The following is a 15,720-nucleotide window of genomic DNA, read 5'->3' as shown; positions in this document are numbered from 1 at the left end:
TCAACTAGGGCGCTACTTCGATTCGACCCGCCCGAGCGGTTCGGACTCGGCGGCCAGCGCGTCGGCGGCCTCCTGCCAAGCAGGGTCACCCGGGTAGAGCTCGCTGCGAAGATAGGCCACCGTCAGCCGCTGCACCGCGGCCACTCGCGCCGGATTCTCGTCCGTCGTCTCGGCGACGTCGTAGCCGGAAATCCCGCCGAGACCGTGTTCCGCGCCGTACAGGGTGAGCAAGGTCTTGCGCCCCGGCGAAAGGAAGTACGGATCGGTGTGCCATTCCGGGCCACGGACCGTCAGATGCGCCGAGGAGTCCTTGTCGCCGGCGACCACGAGCGCGGGCGTCGTCATCGCGGAGAAATCGGCGCTGACGAAGAAGGGATAGTTCTCCGCCACGAATTCCGTGACAGCGTCGCCGCCGCGACCGGGCGCGGCGAGCAGCACCCCGGCGGAGACACGGGACTCAGCCAGGCTCACCACCGTGCCGTCACCCGGCTCGGCGTACCGCGCGCCCAGCAGCAGGCTCGCGGTATGCCCGCCCATCGAGTGCCCGGCCACGGCGACCTTGCCCCGGTCCACTCGTCCGCGCAGACCCGGCACCGCGGCCTCGATCTCGTCGAGCCGGTCGAGGATGCCGATCATGTCCTCCGCCCGCGACCGTTGGTACAGCGGCGCTTCGGGGTGATCGGACCCCAGATCCAGAGTTCTGGAACTGAGATGGGTGGGCTGGAGAACGACGAATCCGTGCGCCGCCCAGTAGTTCACGAGCGGGGCATAGCCGTTCAGCGACGAGAGGTGATTCGAAGGGCCCTGACCGTGCGACAGCAGGATGATCGGCAACCCGCCACCGGTCATCGGGGCGGAGACCCGAACCCGCAGATCCACGGCACGACCCGGAGACGGCAACGTCACCGGGGCGATCGAGATCACTGGCGTACTCATGGTGATTCTTCCCTTGTGAGACGGCACCACACTAAGCGGAGCACTGTTCCACAAACATACGGAGCACTGTTCCGCTTTGTCAAACTCCCTTCGCCCGGTCCGCGAGAGCCCGCGCGAGCAAGGCCACCTCGGCCGAAAGTCCGGTCCAGTCACCGGAAGCCGCACCGAGGTAGCCCGCTCGCGCACGCTGGAGCAGCGCGCGGCCATCGCCATCGAGCGTCGGCGCGATGGCCGCCGCCGCGGCGTCCTTCGAGACGATCCCGCCCGTCTCGACGGTCACGACGATCCGCGCGAGCGTGAGCAGGACGTTGCGTTCGTCGCCTTCGATCTCGGACAACAGACCGGGGATGACGCCGAGCGCCGCGCCACGGAGCAGCTCCCGCGGCACCGGATCGAGGACGTCGGCGAGCGCGGGGCCGCGCAGAACGCGATGCGCCGCATGGGCGGTGGCCACGAGGATCACGACGTCGGGATCCTCGACAGGCCGGGGAAGACGACCTTGCACGAGCTCTTCACGAAGCCATTCCCCGTACTGGAAATCACGGTGCGACGGCTTGCCCCCGGCCACGATCCCGGTCAGTTCGATCGGCCGCCGGTCCGCCGCATCGGGGAATCGGCTGGCGTGGCCACGCCAGCCCGAAAGCCGCAACAGCAGGGACACCAGCGCGGCGCGTTCCGATTCGCCGAGCGAGCGGCGGGTGACCAGCAGCAGATCGACGTCACTGTCCGGCTTGAGCCCACCCGCCGCGGCGGAACCGTAGAGGTACAACCCGAGGACGGCGCCGGGATCCTCCCGGTCGAGATGGTCCAGCAGAGGCTCGATGCGCATGCCTCAACGATCACGCACTACGCAAGATATTTCCGCGCCCACTCGGCGAACCCGGTGAGCGGGAGGCCCAGTTCACGCGCGTATTCCGGACGTCCGGGCTGGCCGACCACGTTCAGCCACTCGTGCGAGGCGCCCATCGGCGGCATCCCGGCTGCGACCGCCTGCTCGACGGTCATATCCGGTGCCGCCAGCCGCCTGCCCAGTACTCCGGACAGGACCTCGGCGATCTCCGTCATGGTCAGGAAGTCGCTCGCCAGCTCCAGTTCGACCCCGGTGAACCGCTCCGGTTCGGCGATGACCGCGGCGGCCGCGGCGCCGATGTCGTCGACGGCGGCCAGCGAAAGGGACGTCGACGGCTTGATGACGCTGACCAGACCGCCGTCCACCCCGCGCGGGAAGAGGAACTTCATGTCGGGCAGGAAGTTCTCCATGAAGAAGCCCGGCTTGAGCAGGGTCCACTGCGGAAATCCGGCTTCGCGGAGACGGTCTTGGATCGCGGCCTTGGCACCCAGCGTGGACTCCATCGACGTCCAGCGCCCTTCGGCCCATCCGTCCGCCTCGACGTGCTGGCCGGCACCCGAAACGGAGGTATGCACGAACTGCGGCACCCCGGCCGCCTTCGCGCCCTCGATGAGGTTGACGCCTTGAGTCACCTCGCCGGCGAAGTCGAATCCGTCGGCGTTCATCCCCGGCATCTGTACCGAGAAGACGGCACGGGCGCCCTTGGCCGCCCGGATGACGGAATCGACGTCGTGGAGGTCACCGACGACGAGTTCGGCGCCGAGCGCTTCGACGGCTTTCGCCCTGGCCGGGTCTCGCACCAGAGCTCGGACGGGAACACCGGCCGCGAGCAGGGCGCGGGCGGTCGCACCGCCCTGCCTGCCGGTGGCGCCGGTGACCAGAACGGGTGCTGAGGACATGCTGACTCCTTCGGTCGACTAAGTGGCGGGGCCCGCCACTTATCGTCCGCTACAATATGGCGGGGCCCGCCACTTACGCAAACTCCGAGGTGAAGACATGTCCGACGGCCTGCGTGCCGACGCACGGCGCAACTACGCGCGCATCCTCGCGGTGGCCGAGGAAGAGGTCGCGGCCCACGGCTCCGGCGCCTCCCTGGAGCAGATCGCACGGACCGCCAACGTCGGCTCGGCGACCGTCCGGCGCCACTTCCCCACCCGCCGGGCCCTGCTGGAGGCGGTCTCCGCGAAGCGGATCGCGGCGTTGTGCGCCCGCGCCACCGAGCTGACCGGCGAGGACGACAGCCGGCAGGCTCTCCTGACCTGGCTCGACGAGGTCGTCACTTACTGCGTCTCCGCCCGCGGTTTGGCGGCCGCGCTCGCCTACGACGGTCCCCTGGAGCACGAGAACTCCTGTTCCGTCGCCATCGAGGAAGCCGGGGGTCCGCTGGTGCAGCGGGCCGCGCGGGACGGCGTGGTGTCTCCGGACGTCACGGTCGCCGACCTGATCACCCTGATCGTCGGCATCGTCCTGGCCACCGAGCACTACCCGGATCCCGCCGCACAAGCGGACCGGCTGTTCCGGTTGGCCGTCACGGGGCTGAGCCCCCGGACATGAAAGGGGCCGGAGCGGTCTCCCGCTCCGGCCCTCGGATCACTTCCGGTCTACCGCGTACGGCGCCCCGACGAGACCACCGCCGGCACCGGCCCGCCGTTGATCACGAACTGCGACCCCGGCTCACGGACGATGTCGCCGTTCGCGGAGTTCGTGATCGTCACGTTGGTCAAGGTCGCGCTGCCGCGGGCGCCGCTCATCGCGAGGATGCCCGCGCCGTTGTTCGACTTGTCGATCTTGACATTCGTGAGGGCCGCGGTCACGACGCCGCCACCCGTCTTGAACTGGACACCGTCGTAGGTCGAATCGTGGATCTCCGTGTCCCGCAGCACGACCCCGGGAATGTCCTTGCCCTGCGCGAAGAACGTGATCGCGCCGAACTCCTGCTGCTCGCCCCAGAACACGCCGCCGCAGCGGTACAGGGCGTTGTTCGCGATGAGCGTCTCCCCGGAGAACGGCAGCGGATCGTGATCCGTCGCCAGCATGATGCCCGGGTAGTTCATCGTGTCGTGGACGAGGTTGTTCTCGATCTTGTTGCCGTAACCGCCATAGATCGCGATCCCGTTGGCGCGCCACGGAAGCTGGATCGTGTTGTTGGCGAACACGTTGTCGTGCGCGATGTCCTGTGACGGATCCTTCACGTACTGGTTCGCCCACACCGCGAGCGAATCGTCGCCGGTGGTACGGAACGACGAGCTGAACACCTTCGAGTTGCGGGTGCCGTTGGTGAAGTTGATGCCGTCGGCGTAGGTGTTCCGGATCCGCATTCCGCTGAACTCGAGGCCGTCGCCGGGGCCCCAGAGCGCCGGCAGGTTGCTGTAGTCCCGGCCGACCCACACGCCGACGTTGGCGTGCTCGATCCACACGTTGGAGATCTTCGTGCCGGTGCCGAAGCGACCGTTGAGTCCGACGCCGCCTTCCGCGCCGCCGTCGCCGCCTCGGATCCGGCCGGAACCGAAGATGGCGATGTCGGAGATCTGCGTGTTCTTGTCGATGTCGAACCCGAAGTTGCCCTCGTGCGGATGGTTGATGCCGCCCGCGTTCTGCGGCTCGATCTGCGAATACAGCTGCGCATGCCACATGCCCGCGCCGCGGATCGTCACGTCGGAGATGCCGATCTGGTTGTACTGGCCGCCGCCGTTGGGCACGTTCGGATCGTCGGTCAGGATCTTCTTCTCCTGCCGCCACTGCCCCGCCGGGATCCAGACACAGCCGATCACGCCGTTCTGGTCGTCGGTCACCGCGCGCTGGATCGCCGCCGAGTCGTCGTTCCCGTCGTTCGGCACGGCGCCGTACTCCGTGATCGACACGCAGTTCGCGGGCTTCTCCGACGCCGGGGCGACCTGCTCCAGATCGATGAGGTCGACGATGTAGAACGCCGCGTTGTCACCGCTGTCCCGCTGCAGCTTGAACTTCGTGCCCGGCGGATACGACCGCGACAGCAGCGCGTGCGACTCGTCGAACAGCCGTCGCGCGTTGGCCTGCGGGGTGTTGGTCAGGCCTTCGGGATCGTCGGTGCTGCCGTAGAGCCAGCTGTGCTTCGACGACAACGTCAGCTTCTGCGCGAAAGTCCCGTTGACGTAAAGGCTGAGCGTCGCGTCCTGCCCGCCACCACCGGGGGCGTCGGGAATGGAATTGCGCACGACGATCGAGTTCGCCTGGTTCGCCGACGTGAACTCCACGTACTGCCCCTGATTCGCCAGCCGCACGGACTTGCGGCCCGAGGATTCGGTCGCGAAGTTCGTGTGGCCGAAGGTGCGGAGCGGGTCGGCTTCCAGCAGTTGTCCTTGGTACTGCGCGGCTTCCGCCTCGTATTCGACGTACGGGACCGCCGCGCCGCGGCCCACGACGATCGCCCGCGAGAGGTCGTTGTTCGACTCGTTGGTCTCCGTGACCGTGCCGTTCGCGTCGGCCGTCGCGGTGAGGGTCGCGCCACCGTCGGCGGCGGTCCACGTGCCCGAGATCGCGACATTCGCGGTGGCGCCCGCCTCGATCGCACCGGTGGCGCCGGTCAGTGTGGTGCCGCCGACGGCCAGCCGCGTCACCGAAGCGCCCGCGCCGCTCGTGCCGCGGTTGCGCACCGCGACGGTGAAGGACACCGCCGAACCGGCCGCCGGATTGGGCGGGTTCGAGGTGATGCCGGTGACCTCGAGGTCGGGCCCCAGCGACTGGGCGACGACCAGCGGCGTCGGTGAGGTGTAGGTGTTGTTCGTTTCGTCCTGCTCGGCCATCTTGCCCGCCGGATCGGCGGTGGCGGCCACGGTGTAGGTCCCTTGTGGACGCGTGCCCGCGTCGACGGTGACCGTGGCGGACTCACCGGCGGCGAGCGCCCCGACCGCCGCGTCACCGGCGACGGTGCCACCGAGGCTGACGTTCACGGTGGTGGCGGCCGCGTTCGCGGTGCCGGTGTTCTTCACGGTCGCCGACACGGCGAGCCTGCTGGTCTCCGTCGGGTGCTCCGGCGTCCAGGTCGTGCCGGTGACGACGAGGTCCGGGTTCGGCGCGGGAGTGCCGATCACCTGGAATTCCGCGACCTGACCGCCGGGCGCACCGGAGTTGGCGAAGAACTGAAGGCGTACCTCCGCGGCGCGTCCGCTGACCGGGATGACCACCGAATTCCGGTTGGTGGCCGGGTCGAAGCGGTGGTCGGCTCGCGCCGACAGGGTGGTGAACGCGGTGGAACCCTGCGGACGACCAAGGACCTCGAAATTCTGTGTCCGCGCACCCCAGATCGCGTCCGGGTCGAGTTTCACCACGACCGAGTCGACATCCGCGTCGACCCCGAGCTTCACCGTCAGCGCGTTCGGGTACCCCGCGGCGGATTCCCAGTACGTGGCGGTGTTGTTGTCGTTGGCGTTGGCCGCGAGGAACGAATGGACCGTCGACGTGGCCTCGATCGGTTTGCCCGCCGCCAGGTTCGCGCCCGCGCTCGTCCCGGAGCGCACGACATGGTTGCTGTCGCCGGATTCGTTGCCCGCCGCGTCCTTGGCGCGCACGAAATACTCGACCCGGGTCCCCGTGGGCCTGGATTCGGTGAACGTGGTGCCGGTGATCGTGGTGACCGGCGTCCCGTCGCGATAGACGGTGTAGCCGTCGACACCGACGTTGTCCGCCGAGGGCGACCAGGTCAGCCGGATCTGGCCGGAGACGGGCTCGGTCAGCGCGAGACTCGCCGGCGCGCTCGGCGCCTGCGTGTCGCCGGTGTCCGGCCCGTACAGCTCGAATTCCGCGAGTTGCGCGGCGGGCCATCGCGAATTCGCGGTGACGTACAGCCGCACGTAGCGGGCCGACGCGGTCATCGGGATGGTGACGGTGTTGGTGCCGGGAGCGAACGCGTAGCCGACCGTCGCGGCGAGGTCGGTGAACGCCGTGCCGTCGGTGCTTCCGCGCACGGCCAGTGTCTGGGTGCGGGATTCCCAGCCCGCGGGCAGTTTCAGCACGATTCGCGAAAGGGACTTCGCCGTGCCGAGGTCTGCCTGGATCCACTGCGGGAACGCGTTGTTGGCGGATTCCCAGTAGCTCTCCTGGTTCCCGTCGACGGCGTTCGCGACGGGATAACCGGGCAGCGCGCTGCTCGCCGACACTGTGCGGGTCAACGGCACTTCGGCGAGCGCGGCCGGAACGGGAGTGGCGACGGGGTCGGGAGGTGGCCCGCTCGCGGCGGAAGCGAAGGAGAGTCCGGCGACGGAAAGCCCCGAGACCAGCAGACCGGCGATGAGCCGGGACAGGCGCATACGTGTCATGGCGTCTTCTCTTCTTTGAGACGGCGGGGAGGGAGCCAGAGCCGTACGAGCATGCAACAACCCAGGGGCAGAATGCAAGAAGTTGACATGTTTCAGCAATTTTTCGACTGCCACCTGCGAGGAGTGCTCCCCGTTGCCCGCTGCGCTTACGCGCGTTCTCTCGGTTTTGCCGCTTTCTTTGCCTGCAGCGGACTTTGAGATCACGTATTCCGCGAATACGGAGTACAGCTGTACACTCAAATCCAGGGGCTAGCCGCGTGGAGGTCGATCCTGATGGACGTGACGAAAACCTTGAGGTCCGCACTCACCGGGACGACGAACGAGTCGAGGTCCGCCGTTCGGGAGCTGCGGCGGGAGACCGAAGACCTCGTGGCGCGCCGTGCGGGCCGGACGGCGAACCGGCTGACCGAACTGGGCGAGCGGCTCGCCGATCTGGTCCTGGTCTCCGGAAGCAGGCTCGCGGGCCTCGCCGAGCGGCACAACATGCCCGCGGGCGAGGGCGTGCGCCGGGAGGCGGGCCGGATCGGCGAGTCGGTCGAGCGGTTGTCCGCCACGCTGTCGGAACGGACGATCCTGCTCGCCGAGGAACTGCTCGACGCCAGGCCGCCCGGGAAACGCCGTCGTCGATGATTACGGAGTAGCTCGCGTGTCCGTGAAGGCCTCCTTGCCTACCCTGAAGGTAGTGAAGGAGGCCTTCACGGCCTGATGTCGCGAAAGCCGCTTTCGCGACACGCCTGACGTCACCTCACGACTCCCCGCTGACACATCGGTGCCACCGGCACTCTCGTGCCGAAAGCCCAGGTCCGGCGCCGCCCGGCGCGTCCTTCTCCCGTCTTTAGTCGCTATCGACCGCCGTATCCGCCTGCCTAGCATGGGAAAACCGATTTCGGATCCGGCCGGGCGATCCCTGGCGATCCGCCGCGGCCGCAAAACGGGTGACCCGTCGATTCCTTTCCCTGATTCCCCTGCATTGGAAGGCACCCATGCGCCTCCGAGGTCTCCTCACTGCCCTGCTGTGCGCGGCCGGGCTCACGACGGTCGCACCCGCCGCCGTCGCGGCCCCCATCATCAACGGCGAATACGCCCAGTCCGGCCCGTGGGCCGCCATGATCGAACAGAACGGCAGCCAGTGGTGCTCCGGTTCGATCATCAGCGCCCGCTGGGTGCTCACGGCCCACCACTGCGTCGACGAACCCGGCGCCGACTACTCCGTCCGGGTGGGCGACGTCGATCATCGGGCCGGAACGTACGCCGTGGTGGCCGACATCCACACCCCCTCCAGCGGCGCCGACATCGCGCTGCTGAGGCTCGACCGCTCGGTGAGCACGACGTACGCGTCCCTCGGTACTTCCGTCGCCGTCGGTGACACCGAATACGTTTATGGCTGGGGCTACAACGAAGACGGTGACCTGCAGCGCTACCTCAAGGTCGCCAGGATGACGGTGACCAGTGTCGGGAGTGGACTGATCAAGGCCCGCCGGGGCAACGGGCTGACCAACGGCGGCGACTCCGGCGGTCCGGTCTTCGTCGGCGGCAAGCAGGTCGGCGTGCACATCGCCGGCAACAAGGTGGACACCTCGACGCACACCAGCATTTCGGCGAACCGCACCTGGATCCGCGACACCTCGGGCGTCTAGGTTTCGGCGAACCGGTCCGGGAGCGGTGGCGCCACCGCTCCCGGACCGGTGAGAGGCAGGTGGAAAGTGGCATCGACGACTCCCCCGGACGGTCTCGGCGCGCAGCTGGCCAGGCTGGGACTCGGTGAGACCGCCTCCCGGATCTACCGGCGGATGCTCGACAGCGCGCCCGTCACCGCCGAGGAGCTGGCCTGGCGGGAGGACGACGCGGAGACCGTCCAGCTCGCATTGAAAGAACTGGCCGACGCGGGCCTCGCGGTGTCGTCCGGAGTGGACGGGTCCGAATACGTCCCCGCGAACCCCAGCGAAGCGCTCGCCGCACTGACCACGCGACGGCAGGCCGAACTGCACGACGCGCGGCTCGCGGTCCAGACCGCGTACCGCGCCTTCCGGCGGGCGCATTCGGGGATGCCGAACGCGCAGGACCTGCTCGAAGTGGTCACGGGCGACGCCATCATCCCCCGGCTTCAGCACCTCGCGACCACGGTGCGGCATCAGGTGCGCCGCCTCGACTCCCCGCCGTACTTCACCGGCGGCCGCCGGAATCTCCTGGAGGAGGAGCAACTGCGGCGCGGGATCACCTACCGTTGTGTCTACAGTGGAGCGTCACTCGGCGATCCCGGCTATCTCGCCGCGAACATCCTGCCGTGCCTGCGGGCAGGCGAACAGGCCCGCCTGCTGCCCGAGCTGCCGGTGAAACTGACGCTGTTCGACGACCGTGCGGCGACCATCGCGCTGACCATCCGCGAGGCCGATCGCAACCAGTCCATCGTCATCGTGCGGCCTTGCAGCCTTTTCTCCGCGCTGGAGGGCCTGTTCGAAACCTCCTGGGCGGCCGCGCTTCCACTCGACCGGCATGGACGGACGTCCGAACAGCCGATCCGGCCGGTCGAACGGGAACTGCTGCTCCTGCTCGCCGCCGGGCGCAAGGACGACGAGATCGCCGCCGAACTCGGCGTCAGCAGGCGCACCCTGTTCCGCTATCTCGAGAACCTGATGGACCGCGCGGGCGTGTCCAGCCGGTTCCAGCTGGGGATCTTCGCCGCGCACAACGACTGGCTCTGAATGCCCCGCATTCAGTCCTCTGAATGCGGTAGTTGGCGATGCGAACGAGCGCATTCAGAGGACTGAATGCGGGCTTCTCACCCGGCCGGGGTCACCCGGATGGACCCTCCCCGCTGCGGCGAGGGCGCCGGGAGCGGATGGTGATCTTGGAAGGAGGGCGGAATCATGGGGAATCACCGACACCACACCGGAACCGCGCCGCTCCGGATCGCCACCGCGGGCCTGCGGGTGATCGCGGTCGTCGTCGCGGTCGCGGCCTGCGCCTGGCTCGCGCTCTGGCTCGCGTTCACCCTCTGAGTCCCGCCGGTCCCGGCTGGGCTTCCGGCGGGCTCTCGGGTTCCGGAATCGGGCGGTCCGGCCCCGGATCGGGGACCCGTTCGGGAACCCCGGGATCCGGGACCGGTTCCGGCCTGCCCGGGTCCGGCACCGGTTCGGGAATCCCGGGGTCGGGGACGCCGGGGTCCGGCGGCATGGGGTTCGGCGGCGCCGGAGGCGCGGTCATTCGAGCAGTCGTCATCGCACTACCTCCTGCTCACGCCACTACCCGATCCGCCGCCGACGAAACGGCCCGTTAGCCCGTCTGGGTGGCGATCCAGTCCGCGATGACGTCCGCGCGCGAGGTCGTCTCGATCCCGGCGTGCGGGCAGTCCGGCCCGGTGGCCTCCAGCGAGACCAGGCTGCCGCTCTTGCCTCCCGGGACGAAGTACGGCGCGCCCGAGTCGTACGTGCAGGCACTGGTCGTGATCGAGGGTGCCGCGCCGCGGACACCCATCGTCGTCGGGGCCACCGTCGCCACCTGGACCGTGCCTTGCTGCATCCGGGTGGCCGGAGCGGGGTTCTTGGCGGTCAGGCTGCCCCAGCCCGCCAACGTCAGCTGCTGGCCGATCTTCGGGAGCACCCGGTTCACCGTCAGCGGGGTCACCGTCGTCACCGGAGTGTCCAGTTTGATGAGGGCGACGTCGTTTTCCTTCGCCTGCAGCACTTCGGTCGCCTTGCGGGCCACGCCTGATTCGATCGCCTCGTCGACGAGGCCCAACGTCACCGTCGTCGGGTACGGCACCTTGCCCGCGACGCGCTTGCGGTGCGCGTCGTGGAAGCAGTGCCCGGTGGTGACGACCCAGCCGGGCGCGATCAGCGCACCCGTGCAATAGCTGCTGTAGGTCGAGCCGTCCGGGCGCGGGATCTTCGTCATCGCGATCTTCGCGACGAACCCGAACTGTCCTGGTGGGACATCGGTGCCGTGGGCGACGTCCGACGCTGCGAACGCGGCCGGAGCGGTGGTGATGGTCAGGACAGCAGCGGCCAGCAGGGCGCGCAGACGCAATTTCTTACCCTTCGTCGATGAGGTGATCCGAGGCTAGGACCCCTGCGCGACAAGGGGAATTCCCTGACCAGGTGTCACCCGATGGCACGCCGCCCGCCGGCCGGTTCACCGCGGCGGGCGAGCCAGTGGCGATAGGGATGGCTGCTTTCGGTGTCGGACCGGTAGGCCGCCTCGGCCGCGGCGATCAAGACGTCGCTGTCCGCGCCGAAGGCACCTTCCGTACTCCAGGCGATCAGATACCGCATCCACAGCGGATCCCTCGTCAGGGGCCGGATCGCGATCCCGGGCGAGGCGGGAAAGGTGACCTGACAGGGGGAAATCGCCCGGCCGGCGGCGATCAGGCGTTGCAGAGGCCGCAACTCGGTGCTCCGGTGCGCCGCCTGCGGCCGGAATCCCGCCCGCGCACAGGCTTCCTCGAAGCACTCCGGCCAGCCGGCACCGTCGGACGGCCCGAGCACCCACCGTTCCCCGGCCAGATCGGCGAGGTCGATCTCGGTGCGGCGGGCAGCGGGATGGTCCGCGGCGATCGCCACGAACACCGGTTGCGTGGCCAAGGGCCGCGACTCCACCCCGGGAGCCGACGGCAGGCTGTGCCCGGGATAGTCGGCGACGACGGCGGCGTCGAGTTGCCCACCGGCCACGAGATCCAGCAACCGCAAGGGCGAGAACTCGGTGGTCACCGAAACCGCTTGCCCCCGGCCGGAATCACCGAGCCGGTCCGCCAGCTCGACGACCATCGAACCGCCGATCCCACCCAGCGCGACAGGACGTTTCTCGCCTTCCGCCAGGAAACGCGCCGAGTCCCGGTGCATCGTGTCCGCCGCGGCGAGGACGGCGCGGGCACGGACGAGCACGCATTCACCGAACGCCGTCGGGAAGACCCCGTCCCTCCCTCGGACGAACAAGATTCCCCCGAACGCGCGCTCGATCCGTTGCACGGCGGCGGTCAGCGCGGGCTGGGTGCTCCCGAGCCCGATCGCCGCGCGCGTGATGCTGCCCGCGTCGGCGACGGCGCACACCACTCGCAGGTGACGTAACTCGACGTCCATCACGCGGACCTTATGGCCACTTGGGATGTGCCGGAAGCCGTCGAAAGTCGGGATCGTTTTTCGTACTCCCCCTCGTCCCCGCAAGGAGTACGCATGCGACGCGCCTGCCTCATGGCCGCGCTGACCGCCACCCTCGTCGCCGGGCTCGTTCCCGCGACGGCGTCGGCGGCGCCCGGATTCACGACGTCGATGGAGGCCTTCGAACCAGGAGGGACCATCACCCGGGTGGACGTCACCCGGCCCGCTTCGGACCGAACCGCCGCGCCTCAGCGGATCACGAGCGCCGCCGCGGTGACCCCGATCGAAACCAACGGCCCGAGTGAGACCACCTTCGACCTGGTCTTCGTCGGTGACGGCTACACCTCGACCCAGCTGGGCACGTACTCGCAGCACGTCCGCTCCAGCATCGCCGCGCTGTTCGCCATCGAGCCGTACAAGAGCTACCGCAAGCAGTTCAACCTCTGGCAGGTCGACGTGGTGTCACCGCAGTCCGGTATCACCAACGACCCGACCCAGGGCATACGGCGCAACACCGCGCTGGGCTCGTACTTCTGGTGCGGTGGGATCGAACGGCTGTTGTGCGTCAACGAAACCAAGGCGAACCAGTACGCCGCGGCCGCGCCGGACGTCGATCAGGTCATCATGCTGGCGAACACGACGAAGTACGGCGGCGCCGGTGGCGGGGTCGCGACCTCTTCGGGCGGCAACATCCAGGCCAGCCAGATCGTCGCCCACGAACTCGGGCACTCCATCGGCGGGCTCGCCGACGAATACGACTACGGCACCTGCGACGCCCGCGAACCCCGGGAGCCCAACGCTTCCGCGCTCACGGCTCAGCAGATGAAGGACCGCCGGGCCAAGTGGTACACCTGGCTCGGCAAGCCCTCCCCCGACGGCGGCACGGTCGGTGTCTTCGAGGGATCCCGCTACTGCAAGACCGGGATGTACCGCCCCAGCGTGAACTCACTCATGCGCACCCTCGGGCAGCCTTTCAACCCGCCGAGCACCGAAGCGATGATCGCGGGCTTCCACCGCGAAGCCGCTCATCGGCACTGATTCCTCGTCATGGCCTCTTGGCCGGGCCGCCGGCGTGATCGGCGAGCCCGGTCGCCATGTCGCGCATGAAGCGGCGAAGGTACCAACGGAAGATCCACGCGTTGCCCTTGCCGACGCGATACGTTCCGTGCCAGCGGATCCGCGTTCCGCCACCGGGCGTTTCGCACAGATCGACCGAAGCCTGGTAATCGAGCATCACCGGGACGTCCACGCCCTCGTAGGCGAACCGCCGTTCGGGGTCGAGGGCGGTGATCCGCTCCTTGGTGACCGTCTTGCCGGTGCGGAAGGCACGCACCGCGCCGACACCGTCACGTCCGTCGGCGGAAAGTCCTTGCGACGCGGCGATTTCCAGGGAACCCACCCGTGACCAGACCGGCCAGCTGCGGGCGTCCAGCAACAGTGCCCACACCGCGGCGGGCGGCGCCGGCGATTCGGCGGTGACGTCGTACGACTGCACTCCAGAACTACTCACACGCCTCACCCTAGGAACGGGCGGGCGGGGCCACCATGCGCCGGATTGCGCGGCGGCGGTCAGGAATTGCGGTAGTCCGACGGACGCGAGCCGGTGTGCTTCAGGAAAGCGGCCGACAAGGCGCCCGGAGTGGCGAACCCGCATCTACCCGCGATCCCGGCGATCGGGAGATCGGTGTCGCGCAGCAGCCTTCGCGCTTCCTCCATCCGCAGCCCGCCGAGAAAACGGTGCGGGGTCTGGCCGGTCTTTTCCTTGAAGACGCGGATGAAGTGGTAGACGCTCAAATGTACTTCCCCGGCGATTTCGGCGACGGTGAGCGGTTCGGCCAGCCGCTCGCGCATCATCGCCACCGCGGCGCGGACACGGTGGTCCTCCCGGCCCGCGCTCGGCGGCTCCGGCTTCCGCGCGTGGCGGGTGAGCAGGTGCACGGAGAGGAAGGCGGCCGCGGATTCGGCGTAGAGATCGTCCTGCTCCGTGGCGTTTCCGACCGCGCGGACCAGCTCGTCGAGCAGCGGATCTCCCCCGGCCACGGAGGCCGCCATCGCCTCGTGGTCCACCGCGCCGCCACCCAGCCGGGCGGCCACCGCCTCCACCGTGGTGCCCGGGATGTGCACCTGCAGGCTTCGCATCGCTTCGTCGCCGCGGTAACGGCGCTGCAGTGGCAGGCCGGGAACGGAGAGTTCGAGCCGTCCCGGCCCCCACTGATGCCGGTTCCACCGGCCTTCGCCGCGGGTCTCCATCACCGCCCGCCCCGAAAGCGGCAGGACCAGATGCAGATCCGCGACGGCGGGCAGCCGCATGTCCTCGGCGACGGGAACGTGGTCGAATCGCTGGACGAGCAGCGATTCCCAGCCGGAATCCTCCCAGCTGCAATACGTCCGCCGGACATAGCGGGACATGTCGAAACCGGTGTACGGCTCAAGGTCGAATCGCTCGGAATCGAACACCACGCCTTCGAGGCTAACCGAGCAACTCCTTCACGCGCGGGACGACCTTCTCGCCGTAAAGCCGGATCGAGTTCAGGCGCTGCTCGTGCGGAAGCGCGCCGACACTGTATTTGAGCTGGAATCGCGACAGGCCGAGGGCCCGCACCGCCCACACGATCTTCCGCGCGACGGTTTCCGGGGAGCCGACGAACAGCGCGCCGCGCGGTCCGGCCATGGCGTCGTAGTCGGCCCTGGACATCGGGCCCCAGCCTCGTTCGGCGCCGATCTTGGCGAAAGCGGCCTGGTGATGCGAGAAGTGCTGGGCGACGGCGAGTTCGTCGGTCTCGGCGACGTGGCCAGGACTGTGCATCGAGATCGGCAGCTCCTGGTGACCCGCCTCCTTCACCGCGCGCCGGTACAGTTCCGCGAGCGGGGCGAACCGCTCCGGCGACCCGCCGATCACGGCCATCACCAGCGGCAGACCGTACGCGGCCGCGCGGATCACCGACTGCGGGGTGCCGCCGACCCCGACCCAAGCGGGCAGACCGCCCGATTCGGTGACCGGGAAGGCCTGCGCGCCTTCCAAGGCCGGGCGGACGGTCCCGGACCAGTCGACCGGCTTCTCCCCTTGCAAATGCGTGAACAGGTCGAGCTTCTCGGCGAAGAGCGCTTCGTAGTCCTCCAGCGAGTAGCCGAACAGCGGGAACGACTCGGTGAACGAACCCCGGCCGAGCGTGACCTCGGCGCGCCCCCGGGAAACGGCGTCCAACGTGGCGAACCGCTCGTACACGCGCACCGGGTCGTCCGAACTGAGCACCGTGACGGCCGTGCCCAGCCGGATCCGTCCGGTCTGCCCCGCGATCGCGGCCAGCACGACGTCCGGTGAGGACACCGCCATCTCGGCGCGGTGATGCTCGCCGACGCCGAAGTAGTCCACGCCCACCTGGTCGGCGAGGACGCCCTCGGCCACGACCTGGCGGATGGCCTCGGCCTGGCTCACCGGCTGGCCGTCGGCGCCGTTCTCGACGTCGCCGAACGTGTCCAGGCCGAAGGTCGGCGCTTGCGGGGTGCCCAGGATCTCGTAACCCATGTCCAACTCCTCAAGTAGTTG

At 68.9% G+C, this 15,720-nt stretch carries 16 protein-coding genes; 6 read left to right on the top strand and 10 right to left on the bottom strand.

The window, feature by feature from the left end:
* Positions 1-12: 12 nt before the first annotated feature.
* From AC069H_RS28360 to AC069H_RS28350, 3 genes are all read right to left on the bottom strand, one after another.
* Positions 13-936, bottom strand: coding sequence for an alpha/beta hydrolase family protein (locus AC069H_RS28360; protein WP_478234353.1), 924 nt, complete (start codon positions 934-936; stop codon positions 13-15).
* Positions 937-1,015: 79 nt separating this feature from the next.
* Positions 1,016-1,765 (bottom strand): aminoglycoside adenylyltransferase domain-containing protein, encoded by a 750-nt coding sequence (locus AC069H_RS28355; RefSeq protein ID WP_478234352.1) that lies wholly within the window; start codon positions 1,763-1,765, stop codon positions 1,016-1,018.
* Between the two features lie 17 nt (positions 1,766-1,782).
* Complete coding sequence (locus AC069H_RS28350; RefSeq protein WP_478234351.1) at positions 1,783-2,685, bottom strand: NmrA family NAD(P)-binding protein; 903 nt, start codon at positions 2,683-2,685, stop codon at positions 1,783-1,785.
* A 97-nt stretch (positions 2,686-2,782) separates the two neighbouring features.
* Between AC069H_RS28350 and AC069H_RS28345 the strand changes: the two genes are divergently transcribed.
* Entirely contained in the window at positions 2,783-3,340 is a 558-nt protein-coding gene (locus tag AC069H_RS28345) for a TetR/AcrR family transcriptional regulator (protein WP_478234350.1), read from the top strand.
* Between the two features lie 47 nt (positions 3,341-3,387).
* On the opposite strand, the gene AC069H_RS28340 is transcribed toward AC069H_RS28345, so the two are convergent.
* The gene (locus AC069H_RS28340; RefSeq protein WP_478234349.1) at positions 3,388-7,080 is read right to left on the bottom strand and encodes a CARDB domain-containing protein; all 3,693 of its coding nucleotides are present in this window, start codon (positions 7,078-7,080) and stop codon (positions 3,388-3,390) included.
* A gap of 273 nt (positions 7,081-7,353) precedes the next feature.
* Here AC069H_RS28340 and AC069H_RS28335 point away from each other — a divergent pair, with 273 nt between their 5' ends.
* The 4 genes from AC069H_RS28335 (at position 7,354) to AC069H_RS28320 (ending at position 10,079) form a co-directional block, all read left to right on the top strand.
* On the top strand, positions 7,354-7,710 hold the full coding sequence (locus tag AC069H_RS28335; protein ID WP_340682450.1) for a hypothetical protein: 357 nt from the start codon (positions 7,354-7,356) through the stop codon (positions 7,708-7,710).
* 353 nt (positions 7,711-8,063) lie between these two features.
* Positions 8,064-8,717 carry a S1 family peptidase gene (locus AC069H_RS28330; RefSeq protein WP_478234348.1) on the top strand — a complete coding sequence of 218 codons (654 nt, stop codon included), beginning with the start codon at positions 8,064-8,066 and terminating at the stop codon, positions 8,715-8,717.
* 66 nt (positions 8,718-8,783) lie between these two features.
* Positions 8,784-9,782 carry a LuxR C-terminal-related transcriptional regulator gene (locus AC069H_RS28325; protein ID WP_478234347.1) on the top strand — a complete coding sequence of 333 codons (999 nt, stop codon included), beginning with the start codon at positions 8,784-8,786 and terminating at the stop codon, positions 9,780-9,782.
* A gap of 165 nt (positions 9,783-9,947) precedes the next feature.
* On the top strand, positions 9,948-10,079 hold the full coding sequence (locus tag AC069H_RS28320) for a hypothetical protein (RefSeq protein ID WP_478234346.1): 132 nt from the start codon (positions 9,948-9,950) through the stop codon (positions 10,077-10,079).
* Here the strand turns inward: AC069H_RS28320 and AC069H_RS28315 are convergent.
* The 3 genes from AC069H_RS28315 to AC069H_RS28305 all read right to left on the bottom strand — a co-directional run bounded on the left by AC069H_RS28315 (position 10,069) and on the right by AC069H_RS28305 (position 12,155).
* On the bottom strand, positions 10,069-10,299 hold the full coding sequence (locus AC069H_RS28315; RefSeq protein WP_340682453.1) for a hypothetical protein: 231 nt from the start codon (positions 10,297-10,299) through the stop codon (positions 10,069-10,071). The genes AC069H_RS28320 and AC069H_RS28315 overlap by 11 nt on opposite strands.
* A gap of 54 nt (positions 10,300-10,353) precedes the next feature.
* Complete coding sequence (locus AC069H_RS28310) at positions 10,354-11,106, bottom strand: trypsin-like serine protease (RefSeq protein ID WP_478227037.1); 753 nt, start codon at positions 11,104-11,106, stop codon at positions 10,354-10,356.
* A gap of 74 nt (positions 11,107-11,180) precedes the next feature.
* Positions 11,181-12,155, bottom strand: a complete 975-nt coding sequence (locus AC069H_RS28305) for a LysR family transcriptional regulator (RefSeq protein WP_478234345.1) — start codon at positions 12,153-12,155, stop codon at positions 11,181-11,183.
* A gap of 93 nt (positions 12,156-12,248) precedes the next feature.
* Here AC069H_RS28305 and AC069H_RS28300 point away from each other — a divergent pair, with 93 nt between their 5' ends.
* The gene (locus AC069H_RS28300) at positions 12,249-13,211 is read left to right on the top strand and encodes a M64 family metallopeptidase (protein ID WP_478227035.1); all 963 of its coding nucleotides are present in this window, start codon (positions 12,249-12,251) and stop codon (positions 13,209-13,211) included.
* A 7-nt stretch (positions 13,212-13,218) separates the two neighbouring features.
* Here AC069H_RS28300 and AC069H_RS28295 read toward each other — a convergent pair whose 3' ends face one another.
* The 3 genes from AC069H_RS28295 to AC069H_RS28285 all read right to left on the bottom strand — a co-directional run bounded on the left by AC069H_RS28295 (position 13,219) and on the right by AC069H_RS28285 (position 15,699).
* Positions 13,219-13,668, bottom strand: coding sequence for an SRPBCC family protein (locus AC069H_RS28295; RefSeq protein ID WP_478234411.1), 450 nt, complete (start codon positions 13,666-13,668; stop codon positions 13,219-13,221).
* 74 nt (positions 13,669-13,742) lie between these two features.
* Positions 13,743-14,633 carry a helix-turn-helix domain-containing protein gene (locus AC069H_RS28290; RefSeq protein WP_478234344.1) on the bottom strand — a complete coding sequence of 297 codons (891 nt, stop codon included), beginning with the start codon at positions 14,631-14,633 and terminating at the stop codon, positions 13,743-13,745.
* A gap of 10 nt (positions 14,634-14,643) precedes the next feature.
* Positions 14,644-15,699, bottom strand: coding sequence for an LLM class flavin-dependent oxidoreductase (locus AC069H_RS28285; protein ID WP_478234343.1), 1,056 nt, complete (start codon positions 15,697-15,699; stop codon positions 14,644-14,646).
* Between the last annotated feature and the right edge of the window lie 21 nt (positions 15,700-15,720).

The organism is Amycolatopsis sp. NPDC043887, assembly GCF_056435665.1.
This window is presented reverse-complemented; position numbering and strand designations above follow the sequence as displayed.

What these genes read in the sequence shown, in the direction of transcription:
- AC069H_RS28340 (WP_478234349.1), bottom strand. Translation starts at nt 7,080, where the DNA reads ATGACACGTATGCGCCTGTCCCGGCTCATCGCCGGTCTGCTGGTCTCG.
- AC069H_RS28285 (WP_478234343.1), bottom strand. Translation starts at nt 15,699, where the DNA reads ATGGGTTACGAGATCCTGGGCACCCCGCAAGCGCCGACCTTCGGCCTG.
- AC069H_RS28350 (WP_478234351.1), bottom strand. Translation starts at nt 2,685, where the DNA reads ATGTCCTCAGCACCCGTTCTGGTCACCGGCGCCACCGGCAGGCAGGGC.
- AC069H_RS28345 (WP_478234350.1), top strand. Translation starts at nt 2,783, where the DNA reads ATGTCCGACGGCCTGCGTGCCGACGCACGGCGCAACTACGCGCGCATC.
- AC069H_RS28355 (WP_478234352.1), bottom strand. Translation starts at nt 1,765, where the DNA reads ATGCGCATCGAGCCTCTGCTGGACCATCTCGACCGGGAGGATCCCGGC.
- AC069H_RS28330 (WP_478234348.1), top strand. Translation starts at nt 8,064, where the DNA reads ATGCGCCTCCGAGGTCTCCTCACTGCCCTGCTGTGCGCGGCCGGGCTC.
- AC069H_RS28315 (WP_340682453.1), bottom strand. Translation starts at nt 10,299, where the DNA reads ATGACGACTGCTCGAATGACCGCGCCTCCGGCGCCGCCGAACCCCATG.
- AC069H_RS28335 (WP_340682450.1), top strand. Translation starts at nt 7,354, where the DNA reads ATGGACGTGACGAAAACCTTGAGGTCCGCACTCACCGGGACGACGAAC.
- AC069H_RS28300 (WP_478227035.1), top strand. Translation starts at nt 12,249, where the DNA reads ATGCGACGCGCCTGCCTCATGGCCGCGCTGACCGCCACCCTCGTCGCC.
- AC069H_RS28360 (WP_478234353.1), bottom strand. Translation starts at nt 936, where the DNA reads ATGAGTACGCCAGTGATCTCGATCGCCCCGGTGACGTTGCCGTCTCCG.
- AC069H_RS28320 (WP_478234346.1), top strand. Translation starts at nt 9,948, where the DNA reads ATGGGGAATCACCGACACCACACCGGAACCGCGCCGCTCCGGATCGCC.
- AC069H_RS28305 (WP_478234345.1), bottom strand. Translation starts at nt 12,155, where the DNA reads ATGGACGTCGAGTTACGTCACCTGCGAGTGGTGTGCGCCGTCGCCGAC.